Source organism: Streptomyces sp. ACA25, assembly GCF_028200735.1.
GTDB lineage: Bacteria > Actinomycetota > Actinomycetes > Streptomycetales > Streptomycetaceae > Streptomyces.
Genome location: NZ_JAQKPV010000002.1, coordinates 1 through 23,024, shown reverse-complemented (window position 1 = coordinate 23,024; position 23,024 = coordinate 1). Strand labels below are relative to the sequence as shown.

Genomic DNA, 23,024 nt, shown 5'->3' with positions numbered 1-23,024 from the left:
CCATGCGCCTCCATCGCACCCTCCTCGCGGGCGTCCTGGTGGTCGTCGCGCTGGTCCTGCAGGTCAGCGTGCTGGCCCGGCTGCAACTGCCAGGCGCGGTCCCCGACCTGCTGCTCCTGACCGTGCTCGGCCTCGCCCTCGTCTACGGACACGTGGGCGGCGCACTCGTCGGCTTCGGAGCCGGCCTGCTCGCCGACCTCGCCCCGCCGGCCGACCACGCCGTCGGCCGCTACGCCCTGGTGCTGTGCCTGGTCGGCTACGTGGCCGGGCTGACCAAGCCCGAGACCGGACAGCACCGTTCGGCCACCCTCCCGATGCTTGTCGTCGCCGCTGCCGCGGTCTCCTCCACGCTGCTGTACGCCGGCGTGGGGACCCTCGTCGGTGACACCGCGGTCAACCAGTCCGGCCTGCTGACACTGGTCCTCACCGCCACCCTCTACGACCTGCTGCTCGCTCCCTTCACCGTCCCGCTGATCATGACGATGGCCCGCCGGCTGGAATCCGATCCGCTCGCCGCCGATGGCTCCGGTTCGGTCGGCGGTGACAGTCCCGCATGGTCCGGAGCGGGCGCCGCCGGATACGGAAAGAGTCTTGCCCCGGCGAACCGCCGCGGCTCTCTGCTCAGCCGCACGGTCCGCAGCCGGGCCGGCCGCATCAAGGGGGTGAAACGCCTGTGACCAACATTCCGGAAACCGGAAGGACCTCCCGGGTCACGATCCGGCTCATCGTCCTCCAGGTACTGGTCTTCTCGCTGCTGCTGACCCTGGGCGGGCGGCTGTGGTACCTGCAGATCCGGCAGGGCGACGAATTCGCCGCCGAGGCCGCGGGCAACCACGTCCAGCAGGTCGTGCAGCCCGCCGTGCGGGGCGCGGTCCTGGACGCCCGCGGGGTGCCGCTGGCCGACAACGAGACCCGGCTCGTCGTCTCGGCGGACCGCACCGACCTCATGCGCATGCGGGACGGCGGACAGCAGGTGCTGGCCGAACTCGCCGAAGTCCTCGGCATGGACGAGGAAGAGGTCGCCCACCGGGTCCGGCTGTGCAACGCCGACACCCCGAAGCCCTGCTGGAACGGCTCCCCCTACCAGCCGATCCCGATCACCGATGAGGCGACCACCCAGCAGGCCCTGCAGATCCGTGAGCGGGCCGAGGACTTTCCCGGCATCAGCGCCGAGCCGACCGCCGTGCGCCGCTACCCCGCCCCGTACGACGCGCAGACCGCTCAGGTGCTCGGCTATCTCTCTCCCGTCACCGACGAGGAGGTGGAGGAGGCCAAGGACACCCCCTCGCCCCTGCTGCGCTCCGACCAGGTCGGCCGCTCCGGACTGGAGCGCACCTACGACAGCCACCTGCGGGGCAGCGCCGGCATCACCCGGTACGAGGTGGACAAGCTCGGCCGGGTCATCGGCGAAGCCGAGGGCGAGCCCGCACGGGCCGGCGCGAACGTCGTCACCAGCATCGACGCCCGGGTCCAGGGACTGCTGGAGAAGGAGCTCTCGCAGGCCATGGAGGACGCCCGCAACGAACGCGACTCCATCACGGGCCGCAACTACGAGGCCGACTCCGGCGCGGCGGTCATCATGGAGACGAAGACCGGCCGGGTGGTCGCCATGGCCTCCTACCCGGACTACGACCCCAACGTCTGGATCGGCGGCATCGCCAGCGACGAGTACGAGCGGCTCACCGGCGAGGACGCCAACCACCCGCTGCTCAACCGCGCCATCCAGGGACAGTCCGCGCCCGGTTCCACCTTCAAGGTGGTCACCTCCGCCGGCGCGGTGAACGCCGGGTACGACTTCGACGGCCGGTACAACTGCTCGTCCTCCTACAGCGCCGGCGGACAGTCCTTCCGGAACTTCGAGAGCCGCGGCTACGGCCCGATCGGCCTCGCGCAGGCGCTGGAGGTGTCCTGCAACACCGTCTTCTACGCGCTGGCCCACCAGGAGTGGCTGAAGGACGGCGGCACCAAGCCCAAGGAGGACCCCGGGGACTGGCTGTTCAGGGCGGCCCACGACTTCGGACTGGGCAGCCCCACCGGCATCGATCTCCCCAACGAGGTGGCCGGCCGGATCCCCGACCGGAAGTGGAAGCAGGACTACTACGACGGCATGAAGGACACCTGGTGTTCGATGGCCGAGTCCGACAGCAACGACCTGGCCCACCAGATCGCCCGGGAGAACTGCGTCGACGGCTACGTGATGCGGGCCGGTGACGCCATCAACTTCGCCATCGGCCAGGGGGACGTCCTGGTCACGCCGATCCAGATGGCCACGATCTACGCGGCGCTCGGCAACGGCGGCACGCTGTTCCAGCCGGCCATAGGGAAAGCCGTCATCGGCGCCGACGGCAGCGTCGTCGAGGAGATCGTGCCCGAGGCCGCCGGCACGCTGCCCGCCAGTGAGCAGACGATCCGCAAGATCGACAACGCCCTGCGGGACGTCATCACCCGGGGCACCGCCTCGTGGCGGTTCGTCGGCTGGCCGCAGGACCACATCCCGCTGCGCGCGAAGACCGGCACCGGTGAGGTCGCGAACAAGCAGACGACCTCCTGGCTCGCCACCTACTCCGACGACTTCAGCGTCGTCATGACCATCTCGCAGGCCGGTACCGGTTCAGGCGCCTCCGGCCCCGCGATAAGAAACGTGTACGACGCCCTCTACGGCGTCCAGGAGGACGGCACCATCGACCCGGACGCCGCGCTGCTGCCCAAGCCCGAGGAAGGGCTTCCGGAGATCGACGAGAACGGCACCATCGTCGCGCAACGGGACGAGTGAGGGCCGCATGAGTACCCGCTCCTACACCATCGGCCGGCTGTCCCCGGAGAAGTCCGGGCTGCGCAAGCTCCTCGCCCGCGGCTCGGTGTTCCGCCGGGTGGACTGGATCCTGGTGCTGGCGGCGTCGGCGCTGTCCCTGCTGGGCACCGTCCTGGTCTACTCCGCGACCCGCAACCGCACCGGCATCACCGGCGGGGACCCGCAGTACTTCGTCACCCGGCAGGTCCTCAACCTGGCGATCGGCGCGACCCTCGCCGTCGGTGTGATGTGGCTGGGCCATCACCGGCTGCGCACCGCAGTGCCGGTGTTCTACGGCCTGTCCGTACTGCTGATGCTGCTGGTCTTCACCCCCATGGGCACCGAGATCAACGGCCAGCGCGCCTGGATCTCGATCGGCGACTACACCCTCCAGCCCGGGGAGTTCGCCAAGGTCGCCGTCATCCTCAGCATGGCGATGGTGCTCGCCGCCAAGGTGGACGCCGGTGACCGGGAGCACCCCGACCACCGCACCGTGCTGCAGTCGCTCGGGCTCGCCGCGATACCCCTGGCGATCGTCCTGGTCGACGACATGGGCATGGCCATGGTCCTCGGGGTCATCATCCTCGGGGTCCTGCTGGCCTCCGGCGCCCGGCTCGCCTGGACCCTCGGGCTGGTCCTCGCCGGCGCGGTGGGAGCCGTGCTGGTGTGGCTCCTCGGCATCCTCGACGAATACCAGATCAACCGGTTCGCGGCGTTCGCCAACCCCGCGCTGGACCCCTCGGGCGTCGGTTACAACACCAACCAGGCCCGAATAGCCATCGGCTCCGGCGGCCTGGACGGCAAGGGCCTGTTCCAGGGCACCCAGACGACCGGGCAGTTCGTGCCCGAGCAGCACACCGACTTCATCTTCACCGTGGCGGGGGAGGAGCTCGGCTTCCTGGGCGCCGGGGGAATCATCCTGCTGCTGGGCATCGTGCTGTGGCGGGCCCTGCGCATCGCCCGGGGCGCCAGCGAGCTGTACGGCACCATCATCGCCACCGGAATCGTCGCCTGGTTCGCTTTCCAGTCCTTCGAGAACATCGGCATGGCCCTGGGCATCATGCCGGTCGCCGGGCTCCCGCTGCCCTTCGTGTCCTACGGGGGGACCTCGATGTTCGTCTCCTGGATCGCGATCGGCCTGCTCCAGTCGATCCGGATGAAGCGCACGCTGACGGCCTGACCTCCGTAACCGCCGGACCGCCCGGCCGTCCGGGCGGTCCCGTCCGGCTCTCGCCCGTGCCCGCCGGATCCGTTGCCGGACACGGGCCGGCCGGACACCCAGTAGTCTGAATGGTCAGCCATGCTGACGCCCGATCGCGGGCCCGGCCCACCAGCCTCGTTCCCCGGAGACACCATCCATGCCTGTCGAGTCGGTCTTCCCGCGCCTGGAGGCCCTCCTCCCGCACGTCCAGAAGCCGATCCAGTACGTCGGCGGTGAACTCAACTCCACCGTCAAGGACTGGGACGCCTGCGACGTCCGCTGGGCGCTGATGTACCCCGACGCCTACGAGGTGGGCCTCCCCAACCAGGGCGTCATGATCCTCTACGAGGTGCTCAACGAGCGCGAGGGCGTGCTCGCCGAGCGCACCTACAGCGTCTGGCCGGACCTGGAGAAGCTGATGCGGGAGCACGGCGTCCCGCAGTTCACGGTGGACGCCCACCGCCCCGTCGGCGCCTTCGACGTGCTCGGTGTCTCCTTCTCCACCGAGCTCGGCTACACCAACCTGCTCACCGCCCTCGACCTGGCGGACGTGCCGCTGGAGGCCGCGGACCGCACCGACGACCACCCCCTGATCGTCGCGGGCGGCCACGCCGCGTTCAACCCGGAGCCGGTCGCCGACTTCATCGACTGTGCCGTGATCGGTGACGGCGAGCAGGCCGTGCTCGACATGACGGAGACCATCCGGACCTGGAAGCAGGAGGGCCGCCCCGGCGGCCGCACCGAGCTCCTCCTGCGGCTTGCCCGCGGCGGCGGCGTCTACGTCCCGCAGTTCTACGACGTCGAGTACCTGCCGGACGGCCGGATCGCCCGCGTCGTGCCCAACCGGCCGGGCGTCCCGTGGCGGGTCTCCAAGCACACCGTGATGGACCTCGACGAGTGGCCCTACCCCAAGCAGCCGCTCGTCCCGCTGGCCGAGACCGTGCACGAGCGGATGTCGGTGGAGATCTTCCGCGGCTGCACCCGCGGCTGCCGCTTCTGCCAGGCCGGCATGATCACCCGGCCCGTCCGGGAGCGCTCCATCACCGGTGTCGGCGAGATGGTCGACAAGGGCCTGCGGGCCACCGGCTTCGAAGAGGTCGGCCTGCTGTCGCTGTCCTCCGCCGACCACAGCGAGATCGGTGACATCGCCAAGGGCCTGGCCGACCGCTACGAGGAAGACAAGATCGGCCTGTCCCTGCCGTCCACCCGGGTCGACGCCTTCAACATCGACCTCGCCAACGAGCTCACCCGCAACGGCCGCCGCTCCGGCCTCACGTTCGCGCCCGAGGGCGGCTCGGAGCGGATCCGGAAGGTCATCAACAAGATGGTCTCCGAGGAGGACCTGATCCGCACCGTCGCCACCGCCTACGGCAACGGCTGGCGTCAGGTGAAGCTCTACTTCATGTGCGGCCTCCCCACCGAGACCGACGAGGACGTCCTGCAGATCGGCGACATGGCCGTCAACGTCATCGCCAAGGGCCGCGAGGTCGCCGGCTCCTCCGACATCCGCTGCACCGTCTCGATCGGCGGGTTCGTGCCCAAGCCGCACACCCCCTTCCAGTGGGCGCCGCAGCTGTCCGCGGAGGACACCGACGCCCGGCTGAAGAAGCTGCGCGACCAGATCCGTGCCGACAAGAAGTACGGCCGGTCCATCGGCTTCCGCTACCACGACGGACGGCCCGGCATTGTCGAAGGGCTGCTGTCCCGCGGTGACCGCCGCCTCGGCTCGGTCATCCGCGCTGTCTACGAGGCCGGTGGCCGCTTCGACGGCTGGCGGGAGTACTTCTCCTACGACCAGTGGATGACGGCCGCCGAGAAGGTGCTGCCGGCCCAGGGCGTGGACGTGGACTGGTACACCACCCGGGAGCGCACCTACGAGGAGGTCCTGCCCTGGGACCACCTCGACTCCGGCCTGGACAAGGACTGGCTCTGGGAGGACTGGCAGGACGCCCTGGACGAGACCGAGGTCGAGGACTGCCGCTGGACCCCCTGCTTCGACTGCGGGGTGTGCCCGCAGCTCGATACCGAGATCCAGATCGGCCCCACCGGCCGGAAGCTCCTTCCTCTGACCGTGAAAAGCCCGTGACGACCAGCGGGAATGCCGTCACCGTCCGCTGCTTGGCCGGGACGGTGTTGTCAGGGCTGCCTGTTTCGATGGTCCCCTCGTGAGACGACACCCGGACGAGGGGAAACCGTGGGTACGTGGGGCAGTGGAAACTTCGAGAGCGACACGGCCAGGGACTACCTGTCGTCGTTCGTCGACCGGCTCGTCGCCGAAGTCGCCGAGGCGATGGACGGCGACCCGGTCGCCATCGAACCCGACGAGTACGAGGGCGTCGCCGTGCCGTGCCGGCTGGAGCTGCTGCACGTCCTCACCCGGGCCGGCCACACCTCGGACACCCCGCTGCGTCCGGAGCTGGTGGAGCAATGGAAGAAGCACTTCATGGCCGTCTGGGAGCGCACGATCGACGGCCTGGAGCCCGCGCAGGGCTTCAAGGAACAACGGCGCGCGGTACTGATCCGCACCTTCGATCAGCTTGCCGAGGCAACTGCCGCACACGGAGCGTAGCCGGCTCGGCCCCGTGGGCGGCAACCCGACAGGAACCTCCCCGGAGCCGTTGCCGGCGAGCAGCCGGTGGCTCCGTCCCCGTCCGGTGTCCCCGGCGCCCGGGCGGGGACGGAGCGGACGAGCGGGCCGCGTACCCTGGGAGGAAGATCCGACACCGACCCTGAGGGACTGAACGACACTGGGCAAGCGACAGCCCGTGGGCCCGCCGCCGGCAGCCGTGGTGCAGCGCATCCGGTTGCGGTACACCAAGCGCGACCGCCTGCGGTTCACCAGCCACCGCGACTTCCAGCGCGCGTTCGAGCGCGCCCTGCGCCGCGCCGAAGTCCCCATGGCCTACTCCGCCGGTTTCACCCCGCACCCCCGGGTCAGCTACGCCAACGCGGCACCCACCGGTACCGCGAGCGAGGCGGAGTTCCTGGAGATCGCCCTGGCCGAGCACCGCGACCCCGCCCTCCTGCGGGCACTCCTCGATGACTCGCTGCCCACCGGGCTCGACGTCACCGACGCGGTGGAGGCCCGCACCACCGGCTTCGCCGACCGGCTGACCGCCTCCCACTGGGAGCTCCGGCTCGTCGGAGTGGACCCGGCCGAGGCCGAGCGCGCGGTGCGCGCCTTCCTTGCTGCCGACCACGTGGAGGTGCAGCGGCAGACCAAGAAGGGCCTCCGCACCTTCGACACCCGCGCAGCGGTCGCCTCTCTGAGCGTGGTCCCCGGCAGTGTGGCCGGGGCCATGTCCCGGTCCACTGGGTCCGAGGGCTCACTCTGTGCGATACTGCGCCTGGTGGTACGGCACCTCACACCTGCTGTACGACCCGACGACGTCCTTTCCGGTCTCCGCGCTACGGCCGACCTGGCGCCGCCGGTCCCCGCAGCGGTGACCAGGCTGGCGCAGGGGCCGCTCGATGAGGAGTCCGGAACGGTGACCGACCCGTTCGCGCCTGACCGCGACGCCGCCACGGCCGCCCCATCCACGGCCGCCGGGCTGCATGCCGCGGCGGCGCCGGAGGGCCCCGGCCAGTGACGGCGTCGCTGCTCCGCCGAACCGCCAGGGCCCAGAGAGCCACTCGGGCCCCGGTGACCGGACCGGCGCACCGACCACAAGACTTTCGCCGTAGCCGCACCCATGGGACGCGGAACCGGCGAGTGACACGAACAGCTCCCGTGCGGCGCCCGCTGTCCTTGACGCGGCGCCCGGGAGCGTGACGGGAGAACCGCCCGCATGCACGAGCACCATGAGTCCGCCGAGGCGGACGGGCCAGAACGCACCCCGGACGGCAAAGCCCCGGAGAGCACCCCGAGCGGCACGCTGCCGCCCCGCCGCCGCCGCGCGGCCTCCCGGCCCGCCGGCCCGCCGGCTGTCGAGGGGCGGGTGACCTCGGCCGAGGCCGCGGTGGTGACCGAGGCGTCCGCTGCCGTTGACCGGGCCGAGTCGCCCGCCGTCGAGCAGTCGGCGGAGGCGCAGCCGGTGGAGGAGAAGCCCGCGCGTACGCGTCGTCGGGCGACGCGGAAGGCGACGGCACCGGAGGGCGCGCCTGCGGAGGTGGCGCCGGAGGGTGCTGCTGTGGCGCAGCAGGAGCCGGTGGCGGAGCCGGCTGCGGAGGAGAAGCCTGCGCGTACGCGTCGTCGGGCGACGCGGAAGGCGACGGCGCCGGTGACCGCGCCGGAGAGCGCCGCGGTTGCCGAGCCCGTTGAGGAGCCTGCGGCCGAGTCGCCCGCCGTCGAGCAGCCGGCGGAGGCGCAGCCGGTGGAGGAGAAGCCCGCGCGTACGCGTCGTCGGGCGACGCGGAAGGCGACCGCGCCGGAGGGCGCGCCTGCGGAGGTGGCGCCGGAGGGTGCTGCTGTGGCGCAGCAGGAGCCGGTGGTGGAGCCGGCTGCGGAGGAGAAGCCTGCGCGTACGCGTCGTCGGGCGACGCGGAAGGCGACCGCGCCGGTGACCGCGCCGGAGAGCGCCGCGGTTGCCGAGCCCGTTGAGGAGCCTGCGGCCGAGTCGCCCGCCGTCGAGCAGCCGGCGGAGGCGCAGCCGGTGGAGGAGAAGCCCACCCGCAGCCGCCGCCGGACCGCCCGCAGCAGGGCCGGCGCCCCGGAGCCGAAGCCCGAGCCTGCCCCCGTGTCGGAGCCTGAGCCGGCCGCCGCACCCGGGCCCGAGCCCGCGGCCGAAACCTCCGGCGGCGCCCCTGCGCCGGACGCTCCGCGGGCCGGCCGACGGGCCACCCGCAAGGCCACGGCCACCGCTCCCGCCGCCCCGAGCGCGGTGTTCCAGGCCCCCGTGTTCCAGGCACCCATGTTCCAGACCCCGCAGCGGGCCGCGGAGGAGGCCGCCTTCGACGCGGACGAGGACGAGGACGAGGTCCTCGAGGCCGGCGCGACCCCGGAACCGTCCGCCGCCGAACCGCAGGCCGCCCCCGTGGATGACGCCGACGAGGACGACGAGGAGCAGGCGGAGCGTCCCGGCCGTCGCCGTCGCCGTGGAGGGCGCCGTCGTCGTCGCAGTGAGACTGTCGAGCAGGCTGCCGAGGCCGCCGCGGGCGGGAACGGTGCCTCGCGGCAGGAGGAGCCGGCCGGGTCCGGCTCCGGGCAGCAGTCCGCCGAGTCCGGCGCGGACGAGGAAGAGAGCACCGGGACAACGGGCACCGACACCGCGGACGGTGGGGACGACCGTGCCGAGGACAACGGTGACGAGGGGGCCGGAGGCGGTTCCCGTCGCCGTCGCCGCCGCCGTCGGCGGACGGGGGACGACACCGAACCCGCCCCCGTGGCAGGCGACGACCCGGAGCGCACGGTCGTCAAGGTCCGTGAGCCGCGCGGCAAGAAGAAGGACGAGTTCCCCGAGGCGTCCGACGGTGTGCAGTCCATCCGCGGCTCCACCCGGCTGGAGGCCAAGAAGCAGCGTCGCCGCGAGGGGCGCGAGCAGGGCCGCCGCCGCGTTCCGATCATCACCGAGGCCGAGTTCCTGGCCCGCCGCGAAGCGGTCGAGCGGGTCATGGTCGTCCGGGAGAGCGGCGAGCGCACCCAGATCGGCGTGCTCGAGGACGATGTGCTCGTCGAGCACTACGTGAACAAGGAGGAGGCCTCCTCCTACGTCGGCAACGTGTACCTGGGCAAGGTGCAGAACGTCCTGCCGTCCATGGAGGCCGCCTTCGTCGACATCGGCAAGGGCCGCAACGCGGTCCTCTACGCCGGTGAGGTCAACTTCGAGGCTCTCGGCCTCGGCCACGGACCGCGCCGCATCGAGAGCGCGCTGAAGTCCGGCCAGCCGGTCCTCGCGCAGGTCACCAAGGACCCCATCGGCCACAAGGGCGCCCGGCTGACCAGCCAGATCTCACTCCCCGGCCGGTACCTGGTCTACGTGCCCGAGGGCTCGATGACCGGCATCAGCCGCAAGCTCCCGGACACCGAGCGCGCCCGGCTCAAGCAGATCCTCAAGAAGATCCTCCCGGAGAACGCCGGGGTCATCGTCCGCACCGCCGCGGAGGGCGCCAGCGAGGAAGAGCTGACCCGCGACGTCGAGCGGCTGCACGCGCAGTGGGCGGAGATCCAGCAGAACGCCAAGAAGGGCGCCGCGCCCAAGCTGCTCTACGGTGAGCCCGACATGACCGTCCGCGTCGTCCGGGACATCTTCAACGAGGACTTCACCAAGGTCATCGTCAGCGGCGAGCAGGCCTGGAACACCATCCACGACTACGTCAGCCACGTCGCTCCCGACCTTGTGGGCCGGCTGCAGAAGTGGACCTCCGACGTCGATGTCTTCGCCGCGAACCGGATCGACGAGCAGCTGATGAAGGCGCTGGACCGCAAGGTCTGGCTGCCGAGCGGCGGCTCGCTGGTCATCGACCGCACCGAAGCCATGATCGTGGTCGATGTGAACACCGGCCGGTTCACCGGCCAGGGCGGCAACCTCGAGGAGACCGTCACCAGGAACAACCTGGAGGCGGCGGAGGAGATCGTGCGCCAGCTGCGGCTGCGCGACCTCGGCGGCATCATCGTCATCGACTTCATCGACATGGTGCTGGAGTCCAACCGGGACCTCGTGCTGCGCCGCCTGCTGGAGTGCCTGGGCCGCGACCGCACCAAGCACCAGGTCGCCGAGGTCACCTCGCTGGGCCTGGTGCAGATGACGCGCAAGCGCGTCGGTCAGGGCCTGCTGGAGTCCTTCTCCGAGTCCTGCGTGCACTGCAACGGGCGCGGCGTGATCGTGCACATGGACCAGCCGCATGTGCACACCGCTGTCGGTACGAGCAGCAAGAAGGCCAAGCGGAAGCAGAAGCAGCAGGAAGAGCTGGAGGCGCAGCAGGCAGCCGTGGCGGCGCCCGCCGAGCCGGAGGCTGAGGCCCCGGCAGCCGTGGAGCCGCGGCCGGAGCCTGTTGCCGAGCCCGCGGCGACGGAGTTCGTCCCGGACGCGGACCTGTACAGCAGTGCCGCGGAGGCCGAGGAGGCCGCCCGCGGAGGCCGCAGCCGCCGGCGTCCGGGCCGCAGGTCGGCGGCCGCCGCGGAGGCGGAAGCCGCGGGGGCGGAAGCCGTGGGGGAGGAGAAGCCCGCGCGCAGCCGTCGTCGGAGCCGCAAGGCCGTCGCCCCGGTCGGTCCCCCGAAGTCCTCGGAGGACATCGGGGTGACGGTCGAGGCGTCCACCGCCGGTCCTGGCGCACCTGCCGAGTCCGCGCCCGAGCAGCCCGTCGCGGCAACCGAGCCCGTGCCGGCTCCCGAGCCGCAGGACGCCCCGACCGGCGCGGCCCGTCCGCGCCGCCGGGCCGTCCGCCGGGCCGGTGCGCCCGCCGGGCCGCCGAAGGCCGCCGCGCCGGAGGTCGGCGTGGTGGTCGTCAGTGGCGAGCCCGCTCCTTCGGCACCTGCCGCCGAGCCCCGGCCCGAGCCCGCTGCTCAGGCCGTCGCGGAGCCGGAGGCCGCTCCGGCGGCCCGGCCCCGTCGCCGGGCGGTCCGCCGGGCATCGGCCCCCGCGGGTTCGCCCGGTGGAGCGGCCGAGGCCGCGGAAGCGGCGGTGACGGTCGTCCCGGCCGAGCCCGCTGCTGTCCAGCCCGCTCCGGAGCCGGTGGCCGAGGAAGCGCCGGCGAAGAAGAAGGCCGCGAAGAAGAGCACGGCCAAGAAGACGGCAGCCAGGAAGAGCACGGCGAAGAAGACGGCGAAGAAGTCCGAGCCGAAGGCCGCGGAAGCGGACGGGGCGGAGGCGGCGGAGCCCGGGGCGGAGGGGAAGAAGGCGGCCAGGAAGGCGCCCGCGAAGAAGTCCGCTCCGCGCAAGTCCGCGAAGAAGGCCACCGCCGCGGCGGAGCAGCCCGCTCCTTCCACGGTTTCGGCCTCGGCCGGCCAGGACGGCCAGGACTGATCCCCGTCCCGCCCGGCACGAACACTGCTGAGCCGTACGCGTGGCCGCCCGGCCCGGCATCCGCCGGGCCGGGCGGCCACGTCACCGGAGTTGATTTGACCTGGTCGTCGGCGCGTCCGTATTCTTGACCGTCGGCGTGTTGTGTTCCTGCGCCACGCCTCCGAGCAACCCACCCTCCCGGTTCCGGGAGAGGGCGGACTCACCCCATTTCGGCTGTGTGCCGGGCAGGGGCCGCCTGGCATCGGAGGCTCCGCATCGAGTGAGAGAGAGTTCCGCGTGTACGCCATCGTGCGCACCGGCGGTCGCCAGCAGAAGGTTGCTGAAGGCGACGTCATCGAGGTTGACCGCTTGTCCACCAACGAGGTCGGCGACAGCGTCGAGCTCTCGACCCTGCTCCTCGTCGACGGCGAGTCGGTCACCAGTGACCCGTGGGTGCTGGCCGGAGTGAAGGTCCAGGCAGAGGTGCTGGACCACCACAAGGGCGAAAAGATCCGGATCCAGAAGTACAAGAACAAGACGGGCTACCGCCGGCGGATCGGTCACCGTCAGCTGCACACCCAGCTGCGGATCACCAGCATCCCCACCCCGACGAAGTAAGGGACTGAGGAAGACATGGCACACAAAAAGGGCGCATCGTCCACTCGGAACGGCCGCGATTCCAACGCGCAGTTCCTCGGTGTGAAGCGCTTCGGCGGTCAGGTCGTCAACGCGGGCGAGATTCTGGTCCGCCAGCGCGGCACCCACTTCCACCCCGGCAACGGCGTCGGCCGCGGCAAGGACGACACCCTGTTCGCGCTGCAGCCCGGCTCGGTGCAGTTCGGCCGGAGCCGTGACCGCAAGGTCGTCAACATCGTCCCGGCCGAGGCCTGAGACACCGTTGACTCACCGGCTCTGCCGGTGAACCGCACGTAACCCGAGGGCGGATGCGAACGCGCATCCGCCCTCTGCGTGCTATCGAAGCCATACCCCACCACCTGAACACCGGAGGCACCCCATGACCACCTTCGTGGACCGCGTCGAACTGCACGTCGCCGCGGGCAGCGGAGGCCACGGCTGTGCCTCCGTTCACCGGGAGAAGTTCAAACCGCTCGGCGGCCCGGACGGCGGCAACGGAGGCCGTGGCGGTGACGTGATGCTGGTCGTCGACCAGGACGTCACCACGCTGCTCGAATACCATCACCACCCGCACCGCAAGGCCACCAACGGCAAGCCGGGCGAGGGCGGGAACCGTTCCGGCGCGCACGGCAAGGACCTGGTCCTGCCCGTCCCGGACGGCACCGTGGTCCTCGACCGGCAGGGCAACGTCCTCGCCGACCTCGTCGGACACGGCACCACCTTCGTCGCCGCCCAGGGGGGCCGCGGAGGGCTGGGCAACGCCGCTCTCGCGTCCGCCCGCCGCAAGGCACCCGGTTTCGCCCTGCTCGGTGAGCCCGGGCGGGCCCGCGAGATCGTCCTGGAGCTGAAGACGGTCGCGGATGTGGCGCTCGTCGGTTACCCCAGTGCCGGGAAGTCCTCGCTCATCGCGGTGCTCTCGGCGGCCAAGCCGAAGATCGCCGACTACCCCTTCACCACCCTGGTCCCGAACCTGGGCGTGGTCTCCGCGGGCAGCACCGTCTACACCATTGCCGACGTCCCCGGGCTCATCCCGGGTGCCAGCGAGGGCAAGGGCCTGGGCCTGGAGTTCCTGCGGCACGTGGAGCGCTGCTCCGTGCTGGTGCATGTGCTGGACTGCGCGACCCTGGAGTCGGACCGGGACCCGATCACCGACCTCGACGTCATCGAGGGAGAGCTGGCCGCTTACGGCGGGCTGCAGGACCGTCCCCGTCTCATCGTCCTCAACAAGACGGACATCCCCGACGGGCAGGACCTCGCGGACCTCGTCCGTGCGGAGCTCCAGGACCGCGGCCTGCCCGTGTACGAGGTCTCCGCGGTCTCCCGCAAGGGCCTGCGGGAGCTGTCCTTCGCCCTGGCCGGGATGGTCACCGAGGCCCGTGCCGCCCGCCCGGCGGAGGAGGCGACCCGTATCGTCATCCGCCCGAAGGCCGTGAACGACGCCGGCTTCACGGTCACCCGTGAGGACGAGGGTCTGTTCCGGGTGCGGGGTGAGAAGCCCGAGCGCTGGGTGCGGCAGACCGACTTCAACAACGACGAGGCCGTCGGCTACCTCGCCGACCGGCTGAACCGTCTCGGTGTCGAGGACCAGCTCGTGAAGGCCGGCGCCCGGGAGGGCGACGGGGTGGCGATCGGCCCCGAGGACGACGCCGTCGTGTTCGACTGGGAGCCCTCGCTGTCGGCCGGGGCCGAGATGCTCGGCCGACGTGGCGAGGATCACCGTTTGGAAGCTCCCCGCCCTGCCGCGCAGCGCCGGCGTGACCGCGAGGCCGAGCGTGCCGAAGACCGGGTCAACCCGGATCAGGAGTACGACGAATTCCGCCCATTCGACTGATATTTCCCCAGGGTTCACCTGTGGTTGTCACAACACCGTAACGGACAACAACTGTTCACCTCACGTATCAGTCATGGTTCCGTGAGGGTTAGTCTTTTCCCTGCACGCGCGTATCACATCAGACCGGCAGGAGCGGTTTTGTCCATCCAGAACAATGGGGCACGCCCTCGGACCACAGCGGTCGTTCTCGCGGGCGGCACCGGGCAGCGAGTCGGCCTGTCCATCCCGAAGCAGTTGATCAAAATTGCCGGGAAGGCCGTCATTGAGCACACCCTGACGGTGTTCGAACAGGCTGAGGACATCGACGACGTCATCGTGCTGATGGCTCCCGGCTACGTGCCGGATGTACAGAAGATCGTGGCCAAAGCCGGTCTGACCAAGGTCAGCCAGGTCATCGAGGGCGGCGCCACCCGCAACGACACCACCGAGCGGGCGATCGCCGCCCTGGGGGAAGGGCTCGCAGAGGGTGAGGACCGCAACGTCCTCTTCCACGACGCCGTCCGCCCGCTGCTCTCCCAGCGCGTGATCAGCGACTGCGTCGCCGCCCTGGACCGCTACCAGGCGGTGGACGTCGCCATCCCCTCCGCCGACACCATCATCGTCACCCGCACCCACGGTGCGGACGGCGAGTTCATCACCGAGGTGCCGGACCGCTCCCGGCTGCGCCGCGGCCAGACCCCGCAGGCGTTCAAACTCTCCACCATCCGGCGCGCCTACGAAGTCGCCGCGGGAGACCCCAACTTCCAAGCCACGGACGACTGTTCAGTTGTTCTGAAGTACCTGCCGAACGTACCGATCCACGTCGTGGCGGGCGACGAGTTCAACATGAAGGTCACCCAGCCTGTCGACGTCTACATCGCCGACAAGCTCTTCCAGCTGGCCTCCTCCGCCGCCCCCGTCCAGTCGGACGAGGCGGCCTACCGCGAGCGGCTCACGGGCCGGACCGTGGTGGTCTTCGGCGGCTCCTACGGCATAGGCCAGGACATCGCCCAGCTCGCCGAGCGGTACGGCGCGAAGGTCTACGCGCTGGGCCGGTCCACCACCGGCACGCACGTCGAGAACCCGCAGGACATCGATGACGCGCTGTCCAAGGCGTACGCCGACACCGGCCGCATCGACTACGTGGTGAACACCGCGGGAGTGTTGCGAATAGGTAAACTAGCCGAAACCGACAATGCCACGATCGAAGAAGCTCTTCGGGTCAACTATCTCGCTCCGGTGAACATAGCCCGGGCAGCCCACAAGTATCTCGTCGAAAGCGCCGGACAGCTCCTTCTCTACACGTCCAGCAGTTACACCCGCGGTCGCGCCGAATACAGCCTTTACTCCTCCACCAAAGCCGCCATGGTCAATCTCACCCAGGCGCTGGCCGATGAATGGGCCCCGGACGGTATCCGCGTCAACTGTGTCAACCCCGAGCGCACCGCCACGCCGATGCGGGTCAAGGCCTTCGGCCAGGAGCCGGCCGGGACGCTGCTCTCCTCGGAAGCGGTTGCCCGCACCTCCCTCGACGTCCTGCTCTCCACGCTCACGGGCCACGTCATCGACGTCCGTCAGCAGGACCCCACAGCGGACGCCACCACCGCCAACACCTTCGAACGCGCCCTCGCCGTGGCGCTGAACGCGGAGGCCGCAAGTGAGTGAGACGAGCCGAGCTGAATCTTCCTGCAGGCCCGGCAAGTTGCGCGCCGTGGTGGATCTGATCGAACAGGCTGGTCGCTGGCCGAGTGCATTGTTCGTCGGTTACATTCTGAGTGCCGTGGCCCTGGCACTTGCCACGATGAGTGGTTCGCTGCCTCTCTTCTTCACTGTTTTTTTGATCAATTATTTGTGTGACTGGGCCCTACGCGTCCGGGGTGACTATGTTAATCGAAAGATGCAGCGCTTTGGTTTTGGAGAGCGTATACGCGACCTCAACCGCATCCTGCTCTTCATGGCTCTGGCTCTCATTACCTCCTCACCGGCGATGATGCCCTTGGCGCTCCTTCTCGGTGCGCTTTTTGGGCTTAACAGTCTGCATGAGCCCTTGGTTTCCTTTCGCATGCGGCGGCGCAATCTTCCGGTTGCGGTACTGAATATCTCCCTTGGGAAAACATCAATTCCGGATTCTCCACGAGGAGGTACATGGCAACGATACGGCCTCAACCGGATACCCGGGCCCGAACTGCTTCTCGTGGGTGCCGGAGCGGCAGTCATTGCTGGGGCGGACTCGAGGTGGCTCCTCCTTGGTGCGATTGCGCCACTCGCTTCGCTTCTTGCGGTACTTCACGCCGCCTTGCACGCCCTGCGTAACGCAACTCTTCCGCAGGCCGAAGACTTGATAGAAAGAATCAATGAACGGCTTGATGAGTACCGTCCCGAGGTCGTTCTGTACTTCACTTTCGCCTCAAACGGCCAAGATTTCATGTACCAGGTCAATATGTGGGTCGATGCGCTGGAGAACATCGACCGTCGGGCGGTGATCATCCTCCGGGAAACCGGGGCTTTGGCTCAGCTTGATCAGACACGGCTTCCTGTTGTGTGTGTCCGCAAGGCGGATCATCTGGCCATGCTGAACCTGCCAGCGGTGAGAGTGGTGCTCTACCCGGGTAACGCGGGAAAGAATGTTCATATGCTGCAGAAAGCTGAAGCGCGGCACGTGTTCATCGGCCATGGGGACAGCGACAAGCTGGCGAGCAGCAATCGGGTGAGCAGGGTATTCGATGAGATCTGGGTGGCTGGGAAGGCCGGCAGAGATCGGTACCAGCGTGTGCGTCACGCTATTGATGACTCGACGATCGTAGAGGTCGGCAGGCCCCAGCTCAGCGCTGTGCGGGCAGCTGGTCCCAAGCACGCAGACGGTGTATTGACGGTTCTTTACGGTCCGACGTGGGAGGGCTGGACCGACGAGGCATGTCACACTTCGCTGATCCCCATGGGCGAAAAAATCATCAGCGAACTGCTGCAGATCGACCGGGTACGTGTGATCTACAAGCCCCATCCGCTGACGGGTAGGCGATCCGATGCCGCTGCACGAGCCGATCAGCGTGTGCAGCAGTTGCTGCGGGCTGATAACGAACGGCGCATGTCGGCACGGGATAACAAGCGCGCTGCTGTGGTGGAAGAGCGCCTTGGGGAGTTGGAGCGGCTCATAGCAGACCGCTCAGGTTCCCTCGGTGAAGGAGATCGACTGCAGCGCACCAGGGATGCCCGATGGGGTCAAGGGGAAGTTCGCGCGGAGCTTGAGCGGCTGACTCGGCAGTGGAATGAATTGTTCTGGGGCGAGGAGTATCAAGGCGGACAGCATCTAGTGGTGCGGGGGCGACAGCCGTCGCTCTATGATTGCTTCAATCAGTCGGACCTCTTGATCAGTGACATGTCAAGCGTCATCTCTGACTTTGTTGCCAGCTGCAAGCCATATGTGGTGACCAACGCAGCAGACACGGACCCCGATGCCTACCGGCTCCAGAATCCCACAGCGGGTGCGGCATACCTGCTCGGGAGTGATTGCAGTGAGCTTTCGCATATTCTGGAACTTGTCCGGAGAAGTGACGGAGATCCGCTTGCTGGTAGGCGCCTGGAGCTCAGGGAGTACCTGCTCGGACCTCACGAGCCGACTTCGATGATGCTTTTCAACGCAGCGGTGGAGAATCTCTACCAAAAGGGCGAGCGAACATTTCCTCTGGGGTCCACTGCGGTCCCGGTGCCAACAGCACCTGTATACACCGATATTATCCCTCGCCAGTCCGTTGGGGAACGTCTCATACAGAAGGCCCCAGAAATGACGTGAGCGTCACAGCCGGACGAAGGCGGCACTTCCTGCTCGATGAGCACGCTCGATGAAGAGAGGGTGGGGCAGCACTGGAAAGTGCTGCCCCACCCTCTTGAGGATTTGCGGACTCCATGGGCGAGACAAGGCATCAGGGGAAGCGGGAAGCCTTTACCCGCCTGTTAGCGACCTCGACGTCTCACGGGGGCTGCCGTCCTGGATATGCCCAGGAAGGCGGCAGGCAGTATGTGAGTCATCGCGCCGAAGCCGTGCGACCCGTCTCTGAACTGCTGTTGTCATCCGAGTCCTTTGGTCCCCGTTGCGCCCCAATTCTTACCGCTTCAACTACAGGCTTCCTTTGAGAGTCTTGACGGATCTTCTTAGAGAAGAGCCACGGGATATTTGGCTGTACAACAGGGCGGGCCAATCTGCGGACTGGTGGTGAGGCAAGCAGAGCGGCGAGCAGTATCGCGGCCATAACGGTGAAAACCTGCTCATGCTTGCTGTCCACCCTCTCGAAAATCCCGTATTCACGGAGGGGACGGAGGACCAGCGGATGCAGAAGGAAAATGTACATTCCACCAGCGCCCAGATAGGTGACAAAGGGAATGTTCCTTCGAGGGACAAGATTGATGAGGCACAGGGCCAGCGTGAAGCCCCACATCAGCAGTCCAGCTCGGAAAGTCCACGCCCACAACGTCCCGAATGCATCGGCTTGAGTGCCGTACGGGGCACTCATCGATAGCCATCCAAGCCCTACCTCATCACGGACCAGCCAGGCAATGGCAGCTGACCCGGTGATCAGTCCCGCACCGGCGTACCGGGTCCACCGAGTGCTCAACAGTTGAGAGAAAAGACCTTGCTTGATTTTCCAGCCCAGGATAAAGAAGGGGAGGAATGCGACAGTGCGAGATGCGGAATAGGCTGATCCGAATTCATCGAAATAGCCAATGGCCAAAGAGGCAATAATGCTGAGAGTGAGTGGGAAGCGCAGAGCCGCAATGTAGGGAAGCAGAACTCGCCAGATGATGAGAGAGAAGAGAAACCAAAGGGTCCACTTCGGAAGGGCGAGCGCTACTTTCCACTCGCCCGTCAGCCACTTGATCTGCACAGTTTGAAAGGCAGTGAAGAAGAGGTAGGGAAGCGCTATGGACTCGACGATGCGGCGTATTTCACGGGCTGTGAGAGGACCGGCTGTGCTGAAGTATCCACAAACCATCACGAACACGGGAAGCCGGAGTGCCCAGGTGGCGAGGTAGAGCCACAGCGGTCCGTCGAAATTCCGAAGTGGCTCGATCGTGTGCCCGACGACGACGAGTGTTCCGGAGATGTAGCGGATATTGTCCCACCAGGGATCGCGTGACTTGCTTGGCGCTCGGCCAGAGAAGAGTCTCTTTTTTATACCCACCACGTGAACTCCGCATTCTCACTACTGAGGCCGAGGTACGAGCCTCCGTGGTAGCCGGTCCATCCACGATGTCTGGCGTGCAGGGTGAGTGAGCTACCTGCCGAGGCTCGCAACAGGAAATCCCTCCTAGGTTACCGTGGCCTCCTTGGCAGGCGGTGGCTGGGATACTGATCTGTGTGTTCAGCTAGCAGAGCCTGAGAAGAATCGCTGAGGCCGACATTTTCCAGGCAGCGGAAGCCCGTGGGGCAACGTCTAGTAGTGTTAGCCTGACTCAGGGTGTCGCCCACTGAGTAAGGCTGGGGAGGCCGGCCATAGTGATGGCTCGTCAGTCTGTGACTTGAGAAAATGTGCGCAGGAAGACTTGACAGATCGCTGTTGATTCGGGGCGCTCTTCCTGTGCCTCGGATGAGGGGGAGCGAATGAATATGGTGCCTGACGTCACTGTCATCTTGCCCGTTTACAACTCGATGCCATACCTGACAGAGTGCCTCACTTCCATTGCATCGCAGTCTCTCGGTGAGAAGCGCATCGAAGTTGTCGCAATCAATGACGCATCCACAGACGAAAGCGGAGACGAACTCGACAGATATGCAGTGCTCCATCCGGGAGTACGTGTAATCCATCGATCGCAGGGTTCAGGTGGTCCAAGCGTCCCGCGTAACCAAGGTCTTGACGTCGCGCGCGGACGGTACATCTTCTTTGCGGATGCTGACGACATTCTAGGAGTAGAAGCACTGGAGCGCCTGGTGCGTATGGCCGACAGCCATGACTCTGATGTTGTCTTGGGGAAAATGATCGGCTGGGGTCGAGGGGTATCGGTCAAGGCATTCAGGCATGCGACGCAAGCCGATCTGTTCACTTCGGAAGTGAACAGATCTCTTGGTCCTCAGAAGCTTTTCCGGCGCCAGCTTATCGAGAAGGAAGGATTACGCTTCCGAGAAGATGTGTGGTTCGGGGAAGATCAAATCTTCTCCACGTCCGCCTACCTTGCCGCATCGGGTATATCCGTAGTCGGAGACTACGATTGCTATTATCTGCGACATCGAGACGATGGCGGAAACATTACGCTTCGCAGGAAAAGTGTCGACGAGCTTGTGGGGCACACCGAAATTTGCATGGAGATCATCGATAACAGAGTCTCGTCTGTATACGGGCGTAACCGGATGATTGCTCGGCATTTTCGTGCAATGCTTGACAGGTCATTGCGCCCTGCTCTGGCACACACAGATCGCGATTATCAGGACCAAGTATGGGACCGTTGTCTCGCCATGTATCACAAATTCTGGCATAAGGACATGCTCCCCGAGGTGACTGCACTGCATGTGGTGCTCTTGCATTGTCTCAGCAACAGCCTGAAGAAGCAGGCTCGACTTTTGGCTCAGGATAGGACGAGGGTTGAACGATCGGCTGATCTCGTCGAGAATGGGCGTGTGTATCGTTGCTTTCCGTTCTTTCGTGATCCTGCATTGAGAATTCCCGATAGCGTATTTGAAGTCACTGGCCGCCTCAAAGCTCGAGCGAGTCTTGAGGATGCCAGATGGAGTGGAGACAATCTTGTCCTGACTGGATACGGGTACATCGACCGAGTTGATACTCGTGATGTTCGGACAACTCTCGTAATGAGAGAGCGCTCCTCCGGTCGACAGGTTAGTCAGCCCACGCAGGCACTGCCTTCACCTGACGTGACCGTAAAAAATGGAAAAGGGAGGTGGGATTATGGATTCGCAGGCTGGAAGGCCAAGATAGATTTGGCCTCCATGGGTACCGGGGGTCCCCTTAGTCAAGGGGTTTGGGATGCATATCTGCTTATCAGTGCTCAGGGAGTAGTCAAGGAGAGGCGCCTGCCATGTCCAAAGGTAGCAGCCAGTATCACTATGCCCTCCGGAAGAAAGCTTCGAGTCGGCAACGCAGAAGCGGTCGCTGTCGTTCCCTATGAGACCAAGAGCGGCCGTTTCTCAGTGGATATTGGGGGCACGCTGCGACCTATAGTTCCTGGTGGGCATGTCACGAGCGTGAGCTGGCACGGGAACTCGCTTCGGATTGTCGGTCTTGGATGGTTGTCCGAGGTCTCCACTCGGGAAGTCAGCATGCGTGTAATTCTGAGAAGGCGCACAAAGCCAGGTCGTGGTGGGCTTCGGACGCTACTAGGTGGAAGGTTCAGAAAAGAGATGAACCTTTCCACTCGATTGCTCTCAGCACATGCCTCCCTGTCAACGGAAGAATCGGAGCGTGCTCACGCTCAAGGATTTCTTGCGACGCTGCAGCCGCTTGGATCCGAGAGCCAGCAGGCGCTTTCCTCTGGTGTGTGGGATGTGTACCTCCAAGTGTCGTCTCAAGACGTAGTGGAAGAGGTCCGTTTGAGAGGGGTGAAAACCCTTTCGGAGGAACATCTTTGGCGAGTCCGTCTACTCAAAGCGCGACGCGGTATGTGGCGCAGTTGTACTGCCTATCTGACAAAGGCGGGCTACGCGGCGATCGACAGTGGTGGCCAATACTTCTTACCGGCTAAACAGTTGCTGCTGTGCCGCCCCGTCGGCGATGGGACGGCAGGAACCCCTCGCGTCGTGACCGGGAGAATCGGGCCGGCGGGGCACAGCCCAGATGCGTTGCGGATGGAATTTCTCCGCTCGGGGAAGGTATTCCGTTCAATCTCCGTGTCCCCGTCTCTTGCTGGAGAGGGAGACTCAATTCCTGAGCACTCTGGGCCGGAACGGAACCTGCAAAGGTGGCCCATGTTCCGTTCGTCAGTTCCTGAAGACGTTATTTCCAGTATCCTTGCGTCAGCTAATGATCGATGGTCGGTCCGTTTGAGGATTCGAGAAAACGGAATGGACGTAAGGTCTTCTGCTGTCGACCTCCTCGATACTGTCGAACACGCTTTGACTCCCAGTGGCCCTGTCGCGCCAGAGCGTTGCTCTTGGGGAGAGTCTGGCTCGAAGGGTGTGGGGCTGGATCCGGGTGAGACAGAGACTGGGACGTCTTCCGGGGATCATGAGGTGTCGAATCCCTGAGCACCACAATGGGAGACTGGCCTGCGCGTGCACCAGCGCCCGACTGTGCCGGCAGTCGCGAACGCGACTCCGCAGCACCCTCGCATGGCGACGACCAGCCCATACTCCTGGCCCGTCTGGTCTCTGCCTGTAGCGTGCCTTTAGCCCGCGCCACCAACGGGTCTTCGTCCTGGCACCCGCCCCTGATTGGTTCTGTCCGCGCTTCGCTCTTGCCGCGTTCGAAGGGTGGGCCGTGTGCAGGCACTGCGCGCCCTGCCGTAGGCGGGCGGCACCTACCTGGGCCTGAGCTACGCCGGTTCCTCAACGTTGGTAGCCCACCCCCATGAACCCGTCGATGTCTGACGGTGGTGCTTCTGCAATGACTGTGTGTCAGCGCTTCTCGTGACTGTCAGGCAAGTAGTTCACTTCTCGGTCGCCTGCTTGCGCTGAGGGTCGTCGGTGAACAACCCAGGGATGCGCCGATGGTGACTCCACAGACCACAGGCTGTGTGAGTCATGTCACCATGACAGGCGCATGA

Annotated in this window: 14 protein-coding genes; 13 read left to right on the top strand and 1 reads right to left on the bottom strand. The window is 66.8% G+C overall.

Annotated elements, in window-relative coordinates; translation table 11 throughout:
- The first annotated feature begins 2 nt into the window (after positions 1-2).
- From mreD to PJ985_RS03825, 12 genes are all read left to right on the top strand, one after another.
- Entirely contained in the window at positions 3-677 is a 675-nt protein-coding gene (gene mreD, locus PJ985_RS03880; protein ID WP_271682103.1) for a rod shape-determining protein MreD, read from the top strand.
- The gene (gene mrdA / locus PJ985_RS03875; protein ID WP_271682102.1) at positions 674-2,773 is read left to right on the top strand and encodes a penicillin-binding protein 2; all 2,100 of its coding nucleotides are present in this window, start codon (positions 674-676) and stop codon (positions 2,771-2,773) included. Before mreD ends, mrdA begins: the two co-directional genes overlap by 4 nt.
- Positions 2,774-2,780: 7 nt before the next feature.
- Positions 2,781-3,971, top strand: coding sequence for a rod shape-determining protein RodA (rodA, locus tag PJ985_RS03870; RefSeq protein ID WP_271682101.1), 1,191 nt, complete (start codon positions 2,781-2,783; stop codon positions 3,969-3,971).
- 178 nt (positions 3,972-4,149) lie between these two features.
- On the top strand, positions 4,150-6,078 hold the full coding sequence (locus tag PJ985_RS03865; RefSeq protein ID WP_271682100.1) for a TIGR03960 family B12-binding radical SAM protein: 1,929 nt from the start codon (positions 4,150-4,152) through the stop codon (positions 6,076-6,078).
- 108 nt (positions 6,079-6,186) lie between these two features.
- On the top strand, positions 6,187-6,561 hold the full coding sequence (locus PJ985_RS03860; protein WP_271682099.1) for a DUF4259 domain-containing protein: 375 nt from the start codon (positions 6,187-6,189) through the stop codon (positions 6,559-6,561).
- A 220-nt stretch (positions 6,562-6,781) separates the two neighbouring features.
- On the top strand, positions 6,782-7,582 hold the full coding sequence (locus tag PJ985_RS03855; RefSeq protein ID WP_271682508.1) for a TIGR03936 family radical SAM-associated protein: 801 nt from the start codon (positions 6,782-6,784) through the stop codon (positions 7,580-7,582).
- A 198-nt stretch (positions 7,583-7,780) separates the two neighbouring features.
- Positions 7,781-11,893: a ribonuclease E/G gene (locus PJ985_RS03850; protein WP_271682098.1), complete on the top strand. Its 4,113-nt coding sequence runs from the start codon at positions 7,781-7,783 to the stop codon at positions 11,891-11,893.
- A gap of 276 nt (positions 11,894-12,169) precedes the next feature.
- Positions 12,170-12,490 carry a 50S ribosomal protein L21 gene (gene rplU / locus PJ985_RS03845; RefSeq protein WP_271682097.1) on the top strand — a complete coding sequence of 107 codons (321 nt, stop codon included), beginning with the start codon at positions 12,170-12,172 and terminating at the stop codon, positions 12,488-12,490.
- A gap of 15 nt (positions 12,491-12,505) precedes the next feature.
- A complete protein-coding gene (gene rpmA, locus PJ985_RS03840; protein ID WP_271682096.1) occupies positions 12,506-12,763 on the top strand; it encodes a 50S ribosomal protein L27 in 258 nt (85 codons plus the stop codon).
- Between the two features lie 124 nt (positions 12,764-12,887).
- A complete protein-coding gene (gene obgE, locus PJ985_RS03835; protein WP_271682095.1) occupies positions 12,888-14,339 on the top strand; it encodes a GTPase ObgE in 1,452 nt (483 codons plus the stop codon).
- Positions 14,340-14,483: 144 nt separating this feature from the next.
- Complete coding sequence (locus tag PJ985_RS03830) at positions 14,484-15,983, top strand: bifunctional cytidylyltransferase/SDR family oxidoreductase (protein ID WP_271682507.1); 1,500 nt, start codon at positions 14,484-14,486, stop codon at positions 15,981-15,983.
- Positions 15,976-18,108 carry a hypothetical protein gene (locus PJ985_RS03825; RefSeq protein WP_271682094.1) on the top strand — a complete coding sequence of 711 codons (2,133 nt, stop codon included), beginning with the start codon at positions 15,976-15,978 and terminating at the stop codon, positions 18,106-18,108. The genes PJ985_RS03830 and PJ985_RS03825 overlap by 8 nt, the downstream gene beginning before the upstream one ends.
- A gap of 232 nt (positions 18,109-18,340) precedes the next feature.
- Here PJ985_RS03825 and PJ985_RS03820 read toward each other — a convergent pair whose 3' ends face one another.
- Positions 18,341-19,498, bottom strand: a complete 1,158-nt coding sequence (locus tag PJ985_RS03820) for an acyltransferase family protein (RefSeq protein WP_271682093.1) — start codon at positions 19,496-19,498, stop codon at positions 18,341-18,343.
- A gap of 416 nt (positions 19,499-19,914) precedes the next feature.
- Between PJ985_RS03820 and PJ985_RS23430 the strand changes: the two genes are divergently transcribed.
- Positions 19,915-22,506 carry a glycosyltransferase family 2 protein gene (locus tag PJ985_RS23430; RefSeq protein WP_443033395.1) on the top strand — a complete coding sequence of 864 codons (2,592 nt, stop codon included), beginning with the start codon at positions 19,915-19,917 and terminating at the stop codon, positions 22,504-22,506.
- Positions 22,507-23,024: the final 518 nt, after the last annotated feature.

Coding starts and splice junctions, on each gene's coding strand:
- rodA (WP_271682101.1), top strand. CDS start 2,781: ATGAGTACCCGCTCCTACACCATCGGCCGGCTGTCCCCGGAGAAGTCC.
- PJ985_RS23430 (WP_443033395.1), top strand. CDS start 19,915: ATGAATATGGTGCCTGACGTCACTGTCATCTTGCCCGTTTACAACTCG.
- mreD (WP_271682103.1), top strand. CDS start 3: ATGCGCCTCCATCGCACCCTCCTCGCGGGCGTCCTGGTGGTCGTCGCG.
- PJ985_RS03865 (WP_271682100.1), top strand. CDS start 4,150: ATGCCTGTCGAGTCGGTCTTCCCGCGCCTGGAGGCCCTCCTCCCGCAC.
- PJ985_RS03850 (WP_271682098.1), top strand. CDS start 7,781: ATGCACGAGCACCATGAGTCCGCCGAGGCGGACGGGCCAGAACGCACC.
- obgE (WP_271682095.1), top strand. CDS start 12,888: ATGACCACCTTCGTGGACCGCGTCGAACTGCACGTCGCCGCGGGCAGC.
- rpmA (WP_271682096.1), top strand. CDS start 12,506: ATGGCACACAAAAAGGGCGCATCGTCCACTCGGAACGGCCGCGATTCC.